General features: G+C 44.3%; 20 protein-coding genes and 1 pseudogene. 15 read left to right on the top strand and 6 right to left on the bottom strand.

The features are described from left to right. Positions 1–22 precede the first annotated feature (22 nt). Positions 23–442, bottom strand: coding sequence for a D-ribose pyranase (gene rbsD / locus OH455_RS19775; protein ID WP_269982556.1), 420 nt, complete (start codon positions 440–442; stop codon positions 23–25). Positions 443–749: 307 nt separating this feature from the next. On the opposite strand from rbsD, the gene OH455_RS19770 reads away from it, so the two are divergent. Beyond that, positions 750–1,013 carry a DUF3012 domain-containing protein gene (locus tag OH455_RS19770; protein WP_045977497.1) on the top strand — a complete coding sequence of 88 codons (264 nt, stop codon included), beginning with the start codon at positions 750–752 and terminating at the stop codon, positions 1,011–1,013. A gap of 173 nt (positions 1,014–1,186) precedes the next feature. Next, positions 1,187–1,648, top strand: a complete 462-nt coding sequence (locus OH455_RS19765; protein ID WP_206371636.1) for an RDD family protein — start codon at positions 1,187–1,189, stop codon at positions 1,646–1,648. A gap of 34 nt (positions 1,649–1,682) precedes the next feature. On the opposite strand, the gene OH455_RS19760 is transcribed toward OH455_RS19765, so the two are convergent. After that, positions 1,683–3,032: a UDP-glucose dehydrogenase family protein gene (locus OH455_RS19760; protein ID WP_269982555.1), complete on the bottom strand. Its 1,350-nt coding sequence runs from the start codon at positions 3,030–3,032 to the stop codon at positions 1,683–1,685. A 124-nt stretch (positions 3,033–3,156) separates the two neighbouring features. Further along, a complete protein-coding gene (locus OH455_RS19755; protein WP_269982554.1) occupies positions 3,157–5,436 on the bottom strand; it encodes an ATP-binding protein in 2,280 nt (759 codons plus the stop codon). Between the two features lie 283 nt (positions 5,437–5,719). Between OH455_RS19755 and OH455_RS19750 the strand changes: the two genes are divergently transcribed. Next, a complete protein-coding gene (locus tag OH455_RS19750) occupies positions 5,720–6,268 on the top strand; it encodes an MSHA operon transcriptional regulator (RefSeq protein ID WP_269982553.1) in 549 nt (182 codons plus the stop codon). A gap of 32 nt (positions 6,269–6,300) precedes the next feature. Here OH455_RS19750 and OH455_RS19745 read toward each other — a convergent pair whose 3' ends face one another. Continuing rightward, entirely contained in the window at positions 6,301–7,086 is a 786-nt protein-coding gene (locus OH455_RS19745) for a substrate-binding periplasmic protein (RefSeq protein ID WP_269982552.1), read from the bottom strand. A 142-nt stretch (positions 7,087–7,228) separates the two neighbouring features. After that, on the bottom strand, positions 7,229–8,140 hold the full coding sequence (locus tag OH455_RS19740; RefSeq protein ID WP_269982551.1) for a DMT family transporter: 912 nt from the start codon (positions 8,138–8,140) through the stop codon (positions 7,229–7,231). A gap of 86 nt (positions 8,141–8,226) precedes the next feature. On the opposite strand from OH455_RS19740, the gene OH455_RS19735 reads away from it, so the two are divergent. The 12 genes and pseudogenes from OH455_RS19735 (at position 8,227) to OH455_RS19680 (ending at position 16,541) form a co-directional block, all read left to right on the top strand. Beyond that, complete coding sequence (locus OH455_RS19735; protein WP_269982550.1) at positions 8,227–9,675, top strand: aminotransferase-like domain-containing protein; 1,449 nt, start codon at positions 8,227–8,229, stop codon at positions 9,673–9,675. Positions 9,676–9,765: 90 nt separating this feature from the next. Beyond that, the gene (locus OH455_RS19730) at positions 9,766–10,314 is read left to right on the top strand and encodes a DUF924 family protein (RefSeq protein ID WP_269982549.1); all 549 of its coding nucleotides are present in this window, start codon (positions 9,766–9,768) and stop codon (positions 10,312–10,314) included. Positions 10,315–10,369: 55 nt separating this feature from the next. After that, positions 10,370–10,525, top strand: a pseudogene (locus tag OH455_RS19725) (amino acid transporter); the annotation flags it as partial. A gap of 18 nt (positions 10,526–10,543) precedes the next feature. Beyond that, positions 10,544–10,951 carry a VOC family protein gene (locus OH455_RS19720; RefSeq protein WP_269982548.1) on the top strand — a complete coding sequence of 136 codons (408 nt, stop codon included), beginning with the start codon at positions 10,544–10,546 and terminating at the stop codon, positions 10,949–10,951. Positions 10,952–11,019: 68 nt separating this feature from the next. After that, the gene (locus OH455_RS19715; RefSeq protein ID WP_269982547.1) at positions 11,020–11,997 is read left to right on the top strand and encodes a D-2-hydroxyacid dehydrogenase family protein; all 978 of its coding nucleotides are present in this window, start codon (positions 11,020–11,022) and stop codon (positions 11,995–11,997) included. Beyond that, positions 11,997–12,524, top strand: coding sequence for an O-acetyl-ADP-ribose deacetylase (locus tag OH455_RS19710; protein ID WP_333482730.1), 528 nt, complete (start codon positions 11,997–11,999; stop codon positions 12,522–12,524). Before OH455_RS19715 ends, OH455_RS19710 begins: the two co-directional genes overlap by 1 nt. After that, positions 12,521–12,817 carry a Dabb family protein gene (locus OH455_RS19705; RefSeq protein ID WP_045977510.1) on the top strand — a complete coding sequence of 99 codons (297 nt, stop codon included), beginning with the start codon at positions 12,521–12,523 and terminating at the stop codon, positions 12,815–12,817. Before OH455_RS19710 ends, OH455_RS19705 begins: the two co-directional genes overlap by 4 nt. A gap of 4 nt (positions 12,818–12,821) precedes the next feature. After that, complete coding sequence (locus tag OH455_RS19700) at positions 12,822–13,136, top strand: cupin domain-containing protein (protein WP_269982545.1); 315 nt, start codon at positions 12,822–12,824, stop codon at positions 13,134–13,136. 2 nt (positions 13,137–13,138) lie between these two features. Then, a complete protein-coding gene (locus OH455_RS19695) occupies positions 13,139–13,393 on the top strand; it encodes a Rho-binding antiterminator (RefSeq protein WP_269982544.1) in 255 nt (84 codons plus the stop codon). Positions 13,394–13,465: 72 nt separating this feature from the next. Then, the gene (locus OH455_RS19690; protein WP_006960580.1) at positions 13,466–13,717 is read left to right on the top strand and encodes a DUF2999 family protein; all 252 of its coding nucleotides are present in this window, start codon (positions 13,466–13,468) and stop codon (positions 13,715–13,717) included. Positions 13,718–14,335: 618 nt separating this feature from the next. Further along, entirely contained in the window at positions 14,336–15,448 is a 1,113-nt protein-coding gene (locus OH455_RS19685) for a linear amide C-N hydrolase (protein ID WP_269982543.1), read from the top strand. Positions 15,449–15,722: 274 nt separating this feature from the next. After that, positions 15,723–16,541 carry an AraC family transcriptional regulator gene (locus OH455_RS19680; protein WP_269982542.1) on the top strand — a complete coding sequence of 273 codons (819 nt, stop codon included), beginning with the start codon at positions 15,723–15,725 and terminating at the stop codon, positions 16,539–16,541. A gap of 28 nt (positions 16,542–16,569) precedes the next feature. Here the strand turns inward: OH455_RS19680 and OH455_RS19675 are convergent, their stop codons facing one another. Then, positions 16,570–17,895, bottom strand: a complete 1,326-nt coding sequence (locus tag OH455_RS19675; RefSeq protein WP_269982541.1) for an MATE family efflux transporter — start codon at positions 17,893–17,895, stop codon at positions 16,570–16,572. Positions 17,896–18,169 lie beyond the last annotated feature (274 nt).

Below are 18,169 nucleotides of genomic sequence, written 5' to 3'. Positions count from 1 at the left end.
TGGGTCCTCAGTCTCAAACGGCTTAAAACACAACACCAGCTTGGAAAATTACATTGGCGTAAGGCGTACACTCACCCGTTCTCACTACGGCACGACTTTGGTGCGTGCGCGTTTTGAATTCTTCATGTGGTACATAAACCACTGAAATAGTTTTTCCTGTCTGCGCTTGTTCAGCTCGCAGCTCAGCAATCAAAGTTTCATGATGCGCTGGACTGACGGAGGCAAACTCTTCAGCAATGATCACTGCTTCTATTTGCGACTCCGAAAGAATCACTCGCACTGTTTCCAGAAAGCCCGGCACGCCATGAGTCAACGCGAGATCTATACGCTTTACCTGCTCGGGGATCGGTAAACCTGCATCACATATCGTGATTTCATCAGTATGGCCTAGTGTCGCCACGAGGTAAGAAAGTTCAGAGTTTATCAGGGTACTTTTTTTCATTTCATCGACCTATCGATTACACGTTCAAACTGCCTTGAGTTTCTATTTCACACCGGCCTTGCTATTAACAAAAAACTCATCGAAACGTTTCGATGAAATCATAATCGCTGACTTCAGTTTTGCGAGTCACTCATCTTTAGAGTGTGAAACGGATCCTTAATTGATGGTTTTGACAGCGCCAAAAAGTGACATCATTCACCAAATTTGATGCATTTATTCGCGTATCAGACCCTTGATTCAGCCGTAAATTACACACTTGAGACACAAATTTGGGTATAGTGGCGCAAACAGAATATTGAGAGAAACGATGAAAAAAATAGTTTTCGTTCTTGCCACAGCGATAGCACTGAGCGCGTGCCAAGAAGAAATCGGCACACAGGAATGGTGTGACAATATGCAAGATAAACCGAAGAGCGAATGGAATGCTCAGGGAGCGCTCGACTTTGCCAAGCACTGTGTCTTTCAAAATACGGTCGGTAGCGAAGATTGGTGCCAGGACTTAGCTGATAAACCGAAAGGCGACTGGACAGCCAACGAAGCTACCAGCTACGCCAAACATTGCATTCTTTAATCTCTAAGTACAACGCCACTCTTACCTAATGGTATGATTGTCGTCATTATTTGGTTAGATTCACAGCAAAGAAAGCAATTAACCTTCAGCTTCTGATATATTGCTCTTAATATGCACCTCAACACAACCAAGCCTTGCGATAAAAGGGCTGTTCAACTGGCTAGAAGGTAAAAATGAACGATAAATTAACCGAATACGCGGGCTTTTGGATCCGTTTTGCGGCGTCACTGATCGATACGGTACTGCTCTTTCTCCTCATTACACCATTAATGCACTGGATTTATGGTGAAGTCTATTGGAACTCGGATGATTTTCTATTGGGCGGGTGGGATCTGGTCCTTAACTGGGTTTGTCCTCTAATCGCCACAGTTGCATTTTGGGTTTATCGTTCAGCAACTCCCGGAAAAATGGCTCTGAAACTCGAAGTCCTCGACGCAGATAGTGGTCATCGACTGACATTTTCAAAGTCCGTTCTTCGTTATGTTGCTTATTACGTCAGCGCCATCCCGCTATGCCTTGGTTTCATTTGGATCGCTTTTAGTAGCAAAAAACAAGGCTGGCATGACTTAATTGCCAATACTGTGGTAGTTCGTAGAGTCGTTGAACACACCAAACAGGCAGAGTTTTTAGGCTAACTTGACGAGGGGCACTGTGCCCCTCTTTTACTAATTAGGTTTGGCGGCCAATAGAGTAGTACTGAATACCTTTGCTTGAAAGGCGTTCAGGTTCATACAGGTTCCGCCCATCAAAGATTACAGCCTGATTCAAGGCCTGTTTGATAAAATCAAAATCTGGCGCCTTGAAATTCTGCCATTCGGTGCAAATGATAAGCCCATCGGCCCCCCTCAATGTGGCCTCTTTCGTCCCCATCAAACACAAATCTGCACGTGGGCCATAGATTCGCTGTGCTTCTTCCATTGCTTTAGGGTCGAAAGCTTGAACCTTCGCCCCCGCTTGCCATAGTGCTTCTATCAATACACGACTGGGCGCTTCACGCATATCATCGGTACGCGGTTTAAACGCCAAACCCCACAATGCCAACGTCTTGTTTCGCAGCTGTTCTCTGCCCCCAAAATGTGTTTGCACTAAGTCATACAGTTTATGCTTTTGATAGAAGTTGACGTTCTCGACCGCTTTCAATATTTCACTGCTGTAACCGCAGCTTTCGGCGGTCTTGATCAAGGCCTGTATATCTTTAGGAAAGCATGAACCGCCATAGCCACAACCGGGATAGATAAAGTGATAACCTATGCGCTCATCACTACCTATGCCCTTACGGACATCCTCAATATTAGCGCCAACGTGCTCAGCAATATTGGCCATTTCGTTCATGAAACTGATTTTGGTCGCCAACATACTATTTGCTGCGTATTTCGTTAGTTCCGCCGATTCAACATCCATATAAATCAGTTTTTCATGATTTCGATTGAAAGGAGCATAGAGCTCGCGTATCACATCTTTAAGCTGCTGGTAGCGCCGATGATTTTTATCCAGACCAATAACAATTCTATCCGGACGCATACAATCCACCACCGCACTACCTTCTTTGAGAAACTCTGGATTAGACAACACAACAATATCAAGCGCTGGCTGTCCACGTTGAGCTAGCTGTTGTTGGATTTCACCTTCGACGGCTCGCGCTGTCCCAACAGGCACTGTGGATTTATTAACCACAATCATATCTTTGTTAATGTATTTGCCTATCTCTGACGCCACCGCGAGAACATGGCTAAGATCGGCAGAGCCATCTTCGTCTTGAGGTGTACCAACTGCAATGAAAATTAATTCGACTTGATTGAGGGCCTCTTCAGCTTGTGTCATGAAAGCCAGCCGGCCTGCCAACACGTTTTCTTCAACCAGCTTTTCAAGCCCTGGTTCGTAAATGGGCACAATGCCTTTTTTCAGCTTTGCTACTCGCTCAACATCAACATCAATGCAGCAAACGTTATGTCCTGCATCACTCAACACCGCTGCCTGGACAAGCCCGACATAACCACTACCAAAAATTGCTACATTCATCACCGCACCAGCATGTTAACTCACTGCTCCCCAGTTTCTTGGCAAAAAGTGACAAGACGCTTAAGGTTTTGCGGCAATATTTTTACACGTTATTTTGTCTCACTGGCGCTCAGTAAATACCTCGTTAAGCGTCAGCGAAAGACTCCAATGAGAGGACAAAACGAGTACCTTTGTTAATTTCACTCTGCATGTCGATCTCACCAGCAAGCTTTTGCGTGCAGATGTTGTAAACCATATGTAAGCCTAGACCGGTACCCCCTTTGGCGCGTAACGTCGTAAAGAAAGGTTGAAAAATTTTTTTCTGATTCTCTGGCGGTATGCCTACTCCATTGTCTTCAACAATAATATCAATGCGTCCACTCGCCTCTTTGACCTTCACTACAATCACTCGTTGCGAGTGGTGGTCATCTGCGGTAAATCCATGAAGCGCGCTGTTATTGAGTAATTCTTCTATCACACATTGCAGCGATATCGGCGGCAAATAGACATCAAGAGACGCTTCACACTGTATTTCCACATTGATCGATTTCTGCGTCAGCGTCTCATTCACATGCAACACTGCCTCATCCAGCATTTGCCTTAGAGCCACCCTTTTAGGTTCTTCTGATGCCATCTTCTGGTTAATTTGCTTCAATTTGCTGACTATCGCGACAGAGCGTTCGATATTGTTTACCACCATTTCGACACACTCATTTGCGACCGTCAAAAATCGATTTAAATCCTCAGTGGTAATAGTCCGTTCAGAAAATTTCTTTGAGACCTCATCCAGTTTATCGCTAAGGACAGACAAACTGGTCACTGTGATTCCGAGTGGAGTATTAAGCTCATGAGCGACACCGACGACCATCCCAGTCAGCGCCGACATTTTCTCGGCCTCCATCAATTGGTCTTGTGTACGCTTGAACTTCTCAATCAGGGCTTGAATAGAGTGCTCACTAGTTTCAATCTGTTTTGCCTGACTTTGGATTTCATCCTCAACTTCGTCGATCAAGGAACGTAAACTGACAATCATCGAATGAAGCGAGTTAGCCATGATGTCTTTGTCACTACTTGGTTTAATGTCGACGTCAACAAGATTACCTTTTGCGACGTTATGCAGAACGCCAATGTTTGATTCGAGCCTGTCCATTAAATGATTGAAGGAAATCGCTACGTCTCCAGCTTCTGTACCCAGTTCAACAGGTACGCGCTTAGAATAATCTCCATTCCTGCTGATATTTTCAATCACTCTAAGTGTCTCCAACCAACTCATCTGAACGCCATGCTCTGTAATGTTGAGTCCAAGTTTTTCATCATCAGGGGCGACACGCTCAAGGTGAAAATACTTCAGCACTTGGAAACACATGTAAGAACTTGTACCAGACCAAAGTAAAATCGCCAATATACCTATAAGCTGCACGCCGACATCCCACACTAAGTCGCCATTCGAGGTCAAACTGAGTGTATATCCGCTATAGACACCTCCCAAAACGCCACAGAAGAGATGAACTGGAATCGCACCAACGGGGTCATCAATACGCATGGCAATCAGTGCTTTATCACCGTAGTAAACGGTAAATGATGCCAATACCCCAAGTAACACAACTTCAAATATACTGAATAGGTCTGCACCTGCCGTTACGATGACCAGCCCCCCTAATACGCTATTGAGTGTGACAAAAACTGGAACATGTCGAGAGCGATGAACAAGAATAAGCGTCACGAAACCCGCTACAGTGGCACACAGAAGGGTGTTAAACAGCACAACCGGAACACGTGCATCGAACTGATAGAAGCTTCCGCCATTGAAGCCCATCCACGCGAATACCATGAGAAATACACCTAAAGTGACAAAGGTGTGGTTATAGGAAGGGATCTCGTTCACTTCTTGTTTCGCCATGAAGCGCTCTTTACGTGGGCCGATAACCATGGTGGCCACCAAGCCACACATGCCTCCAACGACATGTACTGTCACCCCCCCAGCAAAATCATAAAAGCCTAACGTATGTAACCAAGAGTTGGGATTCCAAGTCCAGTAAGAGGCCACTGGGTAAATAAGAATGCCAATAAAAGCAGAACTGTACACATACCCACGAAAACTCATCCTTTCTGCAACACAGCCTGACACTATAGTAGCCGCCGTCGCGACAAACATAAGATTAAACATAACAACAGACAGGTGCTCACTTCTGATTGGCAGGGTATCAAATGACAGCAGTGAACTTCCCTGAGCAAGATGGAAGCCCACCAGCACATACACGACCGACACAACAAGGAAGTCAGCCATATTCTTCATGGCAACGTTGACGGAATTTTTTGCGCGAACGCTGCCTGTTTCAACTAAAGTAAAACCAGCTTGCATAAAGAAAGCAATACACGTGCAAACCAACAACCATAGAATAGACACAGTATCTGTCCCAGCCATACTTACCTTTTGAGTTATAATTTGCTAATTATCTGTAAGCGTAGTCGATACCCTTTAACTGTGGTACACAAGAAGAGTCATTGTTAAAACGCATATTTAAGCCGTAACAGCTCTTTACCAAAAATTGACCAATAAAGTGTGGCAGCCTGTTGAAGTTTTCACTAGAATTACCCTGTTGTGGGCCTATCCCTATCCCACTATTCCTATTTCGAAGTTCCTATTATTGAGCACTTACCTTTGAAATAGGCTTTCTCGTAACTAAAAGCAATTTGTGTATTCATTTATGGACCAAGATAAGTTTACTCATATCTATCGTTTGCCCACTGCGACTCAAATTCGCATAGCCAAATGGCAACAGACATTCAACGGTACGTCGGACTTGGTGATCCACCAGGCGATAGAAGTGCGGAATAAGCAATATCGTAAACCAAATTTCTTTCCAACAGGTTGGAGCGTGAATCTGTTCGACAAAGAAGATATTTCAATCACCAATCACGGTAAATATATCCAAACCGCGATGAGAACTATGGTAGATCGTAAAGTCTCTTACAAACGTATCTATCTTACACGTCTGCCGATTGAACAAGCTGAGCCTGCGCTAGAAAAATTCAAGCAGGAATGGATCTCAAAGCATAATCATATCGCGCGTAAATATAACCAGATAAAGAAAAAAGAGTTTCTCCGTTACGCCCGTGAAGAGGAAGAGACCCTATACCCTTCGATTCCAAAAGGTGAGTTCGATAGAGCACTTTGGAACCGACTGGTCAAAGCAGAACTTGGCCCAGAGAAAAAGTTTGATAATCCATACTTTGTTAAAAAAGCCAAAGTTTAGACACCTAAATAAGTAGCTAGAGAGCTGCTTATTTATCGTTCGTATTTGTCCATAATTTCCTGATACAAGGACTTACCTGACTGACCTTGAGTACTCTTCAGCAAGTCAATACCCTTTTGAAGTTTAGCGGTCACTTCCGGTTTAACGTCCACGTTAAAGGCATAATAGACAAAGCCTTCCCTCACCACATAAACCGCTTCAAACAAATCCGTATCCAGTTCAGCTTGCTTTGACCACCATATTGCAGCACGGTGAGCATAAACCAAAAGATCGATACGTTTTTTCATAAGCTGTTCTGCAAGTGTCGTTACATAATTGGCTTCTTGCATTGAGTCTCTTGGCAAGCCCATCGCCAACAGCGTTTGCTCACCGATATCATCTCTAATCACCCCGATCCGGTATTTGGCCATATCCATCGGTTTCTCAATCTTAATGCCCGCATCTTTTCGTGCCATGACAACGATTTTTATATCAGCAATAGGGCCAACCCAGTTAAACAGAGTTTCTCGGTGCTCTGAGCGTGTGGTAGAAAAGAGCACTGAGCTATCTTGCGTTAAGACAGTTCGGTATGAACGTGCCCAAGGTTGTAATGTCACCTGAGAAATATCAATCTCTTCTCCAACCAACTTGCTTGCAGCAACGAGAATTTCAACCGCATAACCCGAGATTTTATCGTCTTTCATGAAATTAGCAGGGGGATATGACTCCGTAAAGAACGACAGTTCACGCAGATCGTTAGAGTTTCCCGCCGCAGACACCGATAAAAAAGAGAGCACCAATCCAATCAATGGTGACAGAAGAGCAGGTGTTCGCTTCATGACAAATTACCAGTTAGTGAGTTCTCTATAAACTTAGTTCACACAACGGGAGTTCTAAAGAAAAAATAGCGGATTAAAACCCAGCGCTTGTAATGCCACTCCGACAAACTGTATTCACCCCGAGAATCTGAGTGCCGCGCTATTAAGAGCGACTGATCATTGGCTTGGAACGTCGTATTCTCGTTGAGGGCCCACTTGGTGCCTTAACCACCAAGTAGACAGCGGTCGCAGCGAAACCAAAACCCAGCATACCAAGACCATCAAAAGACTCACCAAAAACAAGCCACGCTTGGATTGCAGTGGTCGGAGGCACAAGATAAAAAACCGAAGCCACTTTCGACGATGCGCCATGTTCCACCATATAAAGCAATAAAAGAATCGCGACGCAGGACAGCACAACAACCAACCAGATAAGAGTAAGTACGAACTCGACGGACCAATCAACTTCCATTGACTCAAAATGCATCGCATAAGGCAAGAATAAGCAAGCTGCCGCCAAATACTGAACCATCGCACTGCCGACCATATCCGCACCTTGGCAAAAACGTTTTTGATACAAAGTGCCGAGAGTGATCCCGATCAGCGACAGCCCACACAGAGCGATGGCGGCAAACTTATGCGCTTCCTCTTGCCATTGAGTTTTGCCAATCAAGACTAAACTAATACCTACAAATCCCAAAGCTAAGCCTATCCACTGCGACACTTTGAATTGTTCACGACTGAATACCACCAATAAGATGGCGGTTAATATCGGCTGAATACCGACCAGAAGCGAGCTCAACCCAGCTGGCATTCCTAAATCAATCGCAATATAGGTGCCACCTAGGTAGAAGCCATGAATCAAAACCCCGACCACGCAGCTATGCCAAAACAATTTGCCTTGGGGTATCGAGCGACGAAGTAAAGCAATCAGCAATAAAAACAACCCTACATTGGCCAGCATGCGAATAGTGAGTAATGTCACGGGCTCCGTATACTGTAGACCAAACCTAGCTCCTACAAAGCCCGATGCCCAAAGCACCACAAATACAAACGGGATTAACCTCACCAACATGTCATTTCCTCTGGCTTTTTCTCTCTAATTGGCGCTACTTTAATAAGGGACAGATAAATCAAAAAGACACAGATAGAGTTATTTTAATGGGTACAGATTCATTAGCCGACAACAAGTTTGTTCAAGTAGAGCACTACATTCGTCAGGCGATTAACAATGGTATTTATCAACCTGAAGACAAACTGCCATCGATCCGCCAACTGGTTGTCGACTTGAAGGTCAGCAAAAATACCGTCATTCGAGCCTATCAGGAGATGGAAGCCGAAGAGCTCATTTATGCGGTACCCAAATCAGGGTATCGCGTTAAAGCGGCACAGCCAAGGGAGTTGCAGCAGCAACCACCTCAGTCGATTGATTTGCTATCTGTTTCGAAAGAAATCCTCAGCTATCCAGAGGAGAGAGAATTGTTACCGACTGGCTCTGCTCATCCAAACATTCAGACTCCAGCCATCAAATCGCTGTATGCGGAAATAGGCCGTCACAGCAGAATGCAAAGCCACATGCCGAGTCACTATCAACTGCCTCCGGGCAATGATAGGCTCATTAAGCAGTTGGCAAAAATCAGCCGTGACCTTGGTGTCAAAGCCAATCCGAATGATTTAGCTATCACTCACGGAGCTCAACAGGGGATCAGTCTTGCACTTCGCGCTCTAACCACACCCGGAGACATCGTCGCCGTGGAATCCCCCTGCTACTTTGGTAATCTGCTTTTGATGGAATCACTTGGGCTAAAAGTGGTCGAGATCCCGAGTTGCATCCGCAATGGTATCGACCCTAAAGCGCTCGAAAATGCGATTCAGGAATGGCCCATCGCTGTGATCCTGATAACGCCAAACTTCACTAATCCAACAGGTTCACGGATACCGGAAGAAAGGCGAATTGAACTACTCAACGTGTCTAAAGATATCCCAATTATCGAAGACGACGTTTTTGGCGCACTGGCATTTGATAGCGGTGTATTGCCACTGAAAACACTCGATAACCAAGATCGAGTTATCTACGTGAATTCACTGTCAAAGATGCTCGACTCCAGACTGCGAATCGGCTGGATACTATCTGGAAAATATCGTTCAGAGATCGAAAAGTATCTGATTTGTGACAATATGGGCAGCTTGAACCTGATGCAATCCGCTGTAGGCGAATTTCTATCGACAGGAAAATATCGACAGCATATCAGTAAGATGCAGCGTATCTATCAGCAAAACAACCGCCGTTTCAGCCTACTGCTTACAACAGCGTTAAACCGCTATGCTGAGCTCGGTAATCATTACCACCTATCTCAACCACAAGGTTCTTTTTTAGTTTGGCTTACCTTGCCCGAATCGGTAGACAGCTTCGCCCTCTATAAGGAATGCAATAAGCATAAGATCAGCATCTTACCGGGAACTGTATTTGCAACCGCGGATCAATTTCGTCACTGTATCCGTCTGAGTACCGCTAACTTTGAGGATACTCCGGAGTGGCATCAAGGCATCGAACTGTTGGCCAAACTGATTCACCAACACGTTATCGAATCTACACCGCCCCTAATATAACTAACTGCCTGATTAAACATTTAAATTTATCCGTCACTCTCGTATATTAGATTCGACGGAAAACCCATTACATACAAGGATGATATCACCATGACTGCCATCACTGCGCAAGAAGTCCTGTCCTTTTGGTTTGAAGAGTTAGAACCTAAAGACTGGTTTGTAAGTAGCGAACAGCTAGATAATACGATCACGCAACGTTTCGGTGACCTATTACAACGTGCGGCGCAATCTGAACTTTACAGCTGGCGAACCAATGCTCTTGGTCGATTGGCGGAAATCATTGTACTCGACCAGTTTTCACGTAATGTGTATCGTAATACGCCCAAAGCGTTTGCTCAGGACCCACTAGCACTAGCGCTGGCACAAGAGGCCATCGCTCTAGGTAAAGATGCCGAGCTGTCTCCAACGCAGCAGTCTTTTCTTTATATGCCGTTTATGCACAGTGAGTCTCTACTGATTCATGAGCGTGCCGTTGAACTGTTTAAAGCTCCGGGCATGGAAAACAACTATGACTTTGAGCTGAAACATAAGGTTATCATTGAGCGATTCGGTCGATATCCGCACCGAAACGAAATACTAGGAAGAGAAAGTACTGCCGAAGAAGTTGAATTTCTGACTCAGCCAGGTTCTAGCTTCTAACTTCGATAATGAGTACGGTTTTCGCGGGTTTACATTCGGCTTCTCATTAATTTTAGCCATTGGGGCTCAGAATGCGTTTGTATTCTTTTTCAGCCTTGGGTATGGGGCGAAACGCCTTATCCCTGCCTTTCGACACGCGAGATCGTGGAAGATACTCGAAGCGGTCATCGGTATCATCATGCTTGTGTTAGCGTATAACTTAGTTTTCTGACTTAAGGGAGTCTCCATTATGATTGAAGTAAAAGGGCTTGATCATATCGTTCTGCGAACAGGCAACATCCAAGCTATGATCCACTTCTATCGAGACATACTACACTGCCCTATCGAACGGGAGCTTCCAGAACTGGGCCTGACACAGCTTCGCGCAGGCCATGCCCTTATAGACTTGGTTGTCTTCGACAGTGAGCTCGGCAAATTAGGAGGCAAAGCGCCCAGTCAGAATGGCCGCAATATCGATCACTTCTGTCTTCAAATCGCTCCGTTAGAAGAAAACGCTCTGCTAGACTATCTCGATGAATGCGGCCTCATCTATGAACCCTTTGCAGAACGCTATGGTGCTCAAGGTTTTGGTCGCTCAATATATGTCCATGATCCAGAAGGAAATGTGGTCGAGCTCAAAGCGCAAACATTGACCTAATACTATCGCTACATTTCTTCAATCTTCTCTTTTAATGTATGTATCTCATTGGTTAAAAGGACTGTACTGTGCGTATTGCAATATTGGATGACTATCAAGATCAAGTTCGTCACTTAGACTGTTATAAAAAACTGAATGGCCATGAGGTCACTGTTTTTTCTGACATTCCTTCAAACGAGAATCAATTGATCGAACGGCTACAACCGTTTGAAGTATTGGTGCTGATTCGAGAACGCACCATCATCACACCCAATCTACTTAAAAACCTACCAAACCTAAAACTCATCAGCCAGACAGGAAAAATCAGCAATCACCTTAATCTAACGGATTGCGATCAATATCAGGTGGCCGTTGCCGAAGGCATTGGGTCCCCTATTGCTCCGTCTGAGTTGTGTTGGGCATTAATTATGGCAGCCAGCCGCCATATTCCTGCATACCTAGAACGGTTCAAACAAGGACAGTGGCAGCAATCCGGTCAACCTAAATTGGGTAAAACTCTCAATGGACAAACCCTTGGCATTTGGGGTTTTGGTAAAATCGGACAACGCATTGCTAAATACGCTGAAGCGTTCGGAATGCAGGTGATGATCTGGGGTAGTGAATCCTCCAGACAAAATGCTCTAGAGATGGGTTACCAAGCCGCAAGCAGTCGAGAAACGTTTTTTGAACATTGCGATGTGATTTCACTGCACCTGAGACTTAACGATGCAACACGCCACATTGTCACTCAGAAAGATCTAGACACAATGAAGCCGGATTCGTTGCTAGTTAACATCAGTCGGGCTGAGCTCATTGAGCCAGATGCGCTCTATCAAACACTGGCTAAGGCTCCAACCAAACAAGCCGCCGTGGATGTTTTTGACTATGAGCCCGCCGCAAAAGACAACGAACCTCTACTGCGTTTACCCAACGTAGTTGCAACACCACATTTAGGCTATGTAGAGCAAGGCAGTTATGAGCTCTACTTTCAACACGCCTTTGACAACATCCTCTCCTTCGCTAAAGGTGACTATAGCAATATCGCTAACGCCTATATTCTGGAGTAATGGTCATGATCACGCTCATTAACGGAGATATCACACAAGCTAAAGTAGATGCTATCGTCAATGCGGCTAACCCGAAGATGCTGGGTGGCGGAGGCGTCGATGGTGCAATTCATAGAGCAGCAGGTTCAGATCTCCTGAAAGCCTGTCAGCAAGTAGAAGCCGTTGATGGTGTGCGTTGTCCTTCAGGCCAAGCAAGAATAACCACCGCAGGTAAATTAGGAGCAAAATATGTTATTCACACTGTCGGCCCTATTTATCATCAAGTTGCTAATCCCGAGCAAATATTGCAATCTGCCTATCGTGAATCACTCAAACTAGCACTCGCTCATCAGTGCCTAAACATTGCCTTACCAGCAATTTCTTGCGGCATTTACGGTTATCCATTACAAGAAGCCGCTGAGATTGCGTTAACGGTATGCACAGAGAGCGAATTTGCTCAGCTGGACATTAAGTTTTACCTTTTTGGTGAAGAAATGATGACCATCTGGCAACACGTTCAGACGACACTCATTCAGGAACAATCATGATCAGACATATTCTACTTATTCAATTTAAACCGAATGCTTCATCACAGCAGATTGACGCCTTAAAAGCTTCATTTTTATCTATGCCAGACAAGGTTGGTGGGGTCGAAAGCGTAGAATGGGGCCTCAATGACAGCCCAGAAGGGAAAAATAAGCACTATACCCATTGTGTAATGATGACGTTTGCTGATGAAGCAGGTCGCGACCTTTACCTCCCCCACCCAGAACATGATGCTTTAAAAGAGATCTTCAGACCAATCCTCGAAGACATTGTAGTGTTTGATTACACGGTATAACGAGATGAACCTTATACAATCCATTCCCGAAGATTTATCACAGGAAGTGTTTGAAGACTTACTCTCTGGACGTCGATTTCGTCTAGAGCGTATCGTCTCTAAGGGACAATGTTCAGAACCTGATTTTTGGTATGATCAGGACGAACATGAATGGGTCTTGTTACTGGCGGGGTACGCCCGCCTTCAGTACCAATCCGGCGAAGAAATCGAGTTAAAAACAGGTGACCATATCCAGATTCCAGCCCATACTAAGCATAGAGTCAGCTATACCACGCCAGATGAAGAAACCATCTGGCTAGCGATATTTTACGAGGACTGAGTATGATATCTTGTAACCAATACGATTACATCGAGATAGCTTGCCTCTATCATATCCCTGTACGTCTGGTTGTAGAGTCAGGTCAAATCGTAGAGGGAAAAGCCAAAACCACCCGTTACGATGAGCATCGCAGAGAATCGATTGTCATCGATTCTTCAGCAGGTGAGGTGGATGTTCCAACGGAAAGCTTGGTATCCATGACCGCTTTGGTCGCAAACCCTCATTTCAATGAGATATTCTTCACTCAAGTCGGCTAGCGTTAGTACAACCTTAGCTGGCTTGATGTTAGACTGGGTGCCTATTTCATTTAGTGGTTAAAAGGTAATTCGATGAACCCCATTCTAGAGACGTTGAAAGAGAACAACATCAGCGACGAGCAAATCAACGAGCTGTTTCAAACGTTGACACAGAATCCTCTAGCAGCCATGGCAACCATCAGCCAACTTGGCCTACCTCAAGAGAAGCTACAACTTCTTATGGGCCAAGTAATGCAAAACCCAGCGCTAATCAAAGAAGCCGTTGAGGAGCTTGGCCTAGACTTTTCCAAAGTCGAAGAAGCAAAATCCAAGTTACAGCAATAAGCAAAAATCTGCGTAAAGCCGCCGCCAGTCTTATGTCTGGCGGTTTTTGTATCCGGTGTGGTATTTGACTGATGCAGATTCAATATTGACTCGTATCCTGCCTAGATAGACTGTTCAGTGATTTGCAGATGGCGGCAAGGAAGATCACAAGGTATAGGAACAAACGCCTTTAGAGCAGGAGCTTGGCTGAATTGGTATGACACGGCATCTAGTTTAGATGCCGTTGGTCACTTTACGATATGAGTTGCCCAGAAGTTTGGGCACTTTCCAGCGAATAAGCGATAAGCCATAAGCAGCAATCTACTCATAGTGTGTGTCCCTATATTTTTGGTGTGTGTCCCTAATTTTTTCTAATTTCTTATTCGGATGAACTAGTCCATACCTTCATCTTAACCTGTTGATTTCCCGTTGAATAAATATGAAACTTAATGCATAATTCCAGCGCGTAAATGATACCAATTCAATAACCAAACATTATACGCCCTCTAAAAAGTGGAAAGCTGAAGATAGCCAGACACAAAACCACTCTATCTGCCTTTGGCACATATATTCTTGGTCTTTTACTTGCGGCTTCTAGCAATTCACAGATAAAAACTTATCTTTTGGAATATTTAGATTATGAATCAACAATTATTAGCACTCACGTTAGCTGCAACAACAATGGGCACCATTTCGAGCGCAGCAGAGGCTTGTACGCGAGCTTTATACCACTCAGACGCTTTAGATACGACAATGGTCACACGCTCTATGGATTGGGAAGGATATGATCAAGCCGTTGTTCGCGGTATCCCAAGAGGGACTGTCCTTGATACACGCGCACCAAAAGTATACGGGGTTGACCTCAACAAATCAGGGGTTGCCAACCAAGCTTACAAGTCAAAATATGCCATGATTGAAATTGCAAGCTTCGACGCAGAGTTTGTCACAGAAGCCATCAACGAGCATGGTGTACTTGGTCAGATTCATTATCTCAATACCGACTGGCAAGATGAAAAAGCACTAAAAAAAGGCAATACAAACATCGATGGTCAGCAATTTGTACAATACGTTGTTGCGAATGCAAAAAACCTTGATGAAGTGCAGTCTATTATCAATAACACCAATATACGCGATCAAAAACTTGGTGGTGTACCTGGGCAGTATGATGCGAATGCGACAGTAGACCATTTCCTTGCTCACTTCATTTTTGCCGATAATTCTGGTGAGACCATCCTTGTTGAAATGGTCAATGGCGAAAAAAAACTATATCGAGGAGCTGGTTCCTTAGACGTCATTTCTAACAACCCAACCTTTGACACAATGGCGGAAATCGACAAAGAGCTAATGGGTGAGAAGCGCTTCCCAACCGCTTCGATTAATTCTTTGGATCGTCGTCACCGAGCTCAATATGCACTGGAGGAAGTTAAAGCGTATGAAGAACGTTTTGGTATCCGCGACAATAAACAACTAGGCAATATTATTGAAGGTGTTGCTCATGAAATGCGTAGCGGCTATACAAAGTGGGACGTAGCGTATGATATGAACTTCCCGACTCTATGGGTTTCTCAAGTAGACTTAAAGAACAAAACACTTAAGTTAGACCGTTGGGACACTGATCAAATTGAGCAATACGACTTCGCAATGTTTGATGTTGATGGTAAAAAAGTGGTTGAACTAGGTCGCAACCCAAACGGACCAGAAACCCAGCCTTGCACCAACATTAATAAAAGCCAACCATTCTGCGCAAAATAATATTGGCGACACCATACTAAACAAGGCCTCAAGCATTTGAAAATGGCCTTCTTAACAAGGTTATAGGTCCCCTTTTCATTGAACAGCACATAGTATTCACGGTAGTACATAGGGCGGCACTTTCGAATTAGAGGGTGCCGCAGGTAAAAATTCAGCCTGTTAAGGCCGTGCACAACGTCAAGTCCGCTACGCCCAATAAGACAAACTTGATCTATAACCTCTATTTTAAGGTAAAATCGGCTAATACTATGATACATAGCCGAAGGAATCATTGATGCAGCACTCCCACAATGTTGAAATCGAACACTTGGTTGGTGTCTCTTTTGACGGGCATAATCAGACAGCTCACCACCCAGAACATCGCTTGGCATTGCTAACCAAAGGTGTTGTCGAGATGGTCTATGGTTCCAATTTAAAAGTTGTTGCTCCTGCTATCGTCATCATTCCTCCTGGTGTACCCCACAAAGCCTTAAGGGCCGAAAACATTGATATGTATTTAGTGTCTTTTTGCATTGCCTGTTTAGGGGTGGATGAAGAAAGCTTATTGATGCAGCCTTTTCAGCAAGTGACCGCTGGGGCCTTACCTAACGTTCCGGTAGACCAAGAGCGACTGCCTTTTTTGATTCGAATTCTAGAAGCTTTAGGCGATGAAAGTCAGCAATCAAGTGTTGAATCCCCCCACTTGTTGAGCTCCTATCTCTCAATCATCTTAGGTGATGTATACCGAGGGATGAGCTTTAAACACAGCCAAAAACCCATCAGTCAATTAGCATCAGAGTCACTGAAATTCATTCATCAGAATTGCCACAATGCAATTTCACTGAAAGAAGTGGCAGCGGCAGTGCACCGCGTATCTTCTCATGTGGCAACCATAGTAAAAAAAGAAACTGGCTTTACGGTTGGAGAATGGATCTGTCAGGCCAGAATACAGAAAGCGTCCTATCGGTTGACTCACAGCTCACTCTCTGTCCAGACCATTGCCACCGAGTTAGATTGGAAAGATGTTACGCATTTTATCCGCCAATTCAAAAAGGTGACAGGGCAAACCCCTGCTCAGTGGCGAAAAAAGCAAGCCACAAATTCCAATCACTGAAAGCACAATTCGATAGTTTATGTAACCACTACACTAACTGCTCTTCCTTCTTAAAATAGAGCAAAGGAAGCGTTAACAAAAAGGCGATGAATTCGGCCAATGGCATCGCTAGCCACACTCCTACCAAACCAAAGATGTCTGGTAACACCATTAAAAAAAACGAGACTAAAACCATGCCACGAATTAACGCTAAGTTGGTTGCTACCCTTACTTTTTCGACTGATTGAAAGTAGGCTCCGAATATCAAGTTTGCTCCCATAAACGCGGTAGCAGGGTAGAACAACAAAAGAGCTTGAATCGCTAATTGGACCTCTTTAGGGTTCACAACATTGAATAGAGTGACGAGCTGCTCAGCGAACAAATAGATGAGGACATAAGCTAATACACCTATCACAAAGACGAATTTCAGTGAAAAGTTGAGTAGCGCTTCGATGCGATGATGATTTTTTGCTCCATGATTAAAACCAAACACTGGTTGTACCGAGAAAGCTGCGCCAACAAGAAACTTCATCACAAAAAATAGCGTGAAATTAACGGTTGCCAATGCCGCACCGGCTTCACTCCCTCCATGTGAAATTGCAGCTTTGTTTAGCATTGCGAAAGCCAAAGCGCCCGAAATTTCTGAGATGAAAATAGGAAAGCCTAGACCTATCACTCGCTTTTGTTCGCGGTCGCGTATCTTAAATGCATAGTTTTTAAATGAAAGATGCTTTTCACCGAGGTAGAAATGATAAGCCATATAAATAACAGCAAGCGCTTGAGAGATACCCGTAGCAATAGCAGCACCCTTTATTCCCCACTCAAAAACAAGGACGAACAAGAGATCGAGCAAGACATTCAAAAGACTGGATACAATGTTTGCATTACGTGAAATATGGGGAGATTTGTCATTATTAACAAAGAAGCTAAAACTAAACCGGAGGAAAAGCGTAGGCAAAAATAACGTCCAGTATATTAAGTATTCCTTTAAGTATGGTTGGATATCAGCACTGGCACCAAGTAGGCCAACCCATGTATCTGTAAACACCAGCAATACACAAGCTAACGCAACAGAAACCAATACAGAAATGCTACAACTGTAATGAAAAACACGATTGGCGACTGCAGATTGGTTTTCTCCCAGTTTAATTGCAATAACCATGCTGCTGCCCACGCCAATTAACATAGCAAGCGAGATTGCAACAAACAAAAGTGGAAAACTCATACTTATACCAGCTAATGCCATGGTACCCACGCCATACCCAACAATGATGCCATCAGCCAGTTGGTAAGCTGCCATGGTGAGCATTCCCGTTAATGTTGGCCAGTATAATTTGAAAAATAAGCGTTTTATCGGATCGTGTCCAAAGTCCATATCGTTCTCTCTTATCGGTAGCAATTTAGACAGACACTTTAACTTTCTACACGCAGCACCAGCAGAGCTACAATTCATTAAAAATCGGCTTATATTCAGTTTTCACTCCAAATAGTCAGCATAAATTCGGAGCAGAATTCGGGAGGGTGAATTCGGGGACACACACCAAAAGGACGAAAGTGAATTCGAGGACACACACCAAAAGGACTAAATAAGTATGATTTCCCCCTTTTCGAGGGACTGATTACAAACTCTTGTTTGAATGATTGCTAAC

Source organism: Vibrio sp. T11.5 (genome assembly GCF_027587155.1).
Classification (GTDB): domain Bacteria; phylum Pseudomonadota; class Gammaproteobacteria; order Enterobacterales; family Vibrionaceae; genus Vibrio; species Vibrio neptunius.
Note: the sequence above shows the minus strand (reverse complement) of the source record. Positions and strands in the feature narration are given on the sequence as shown.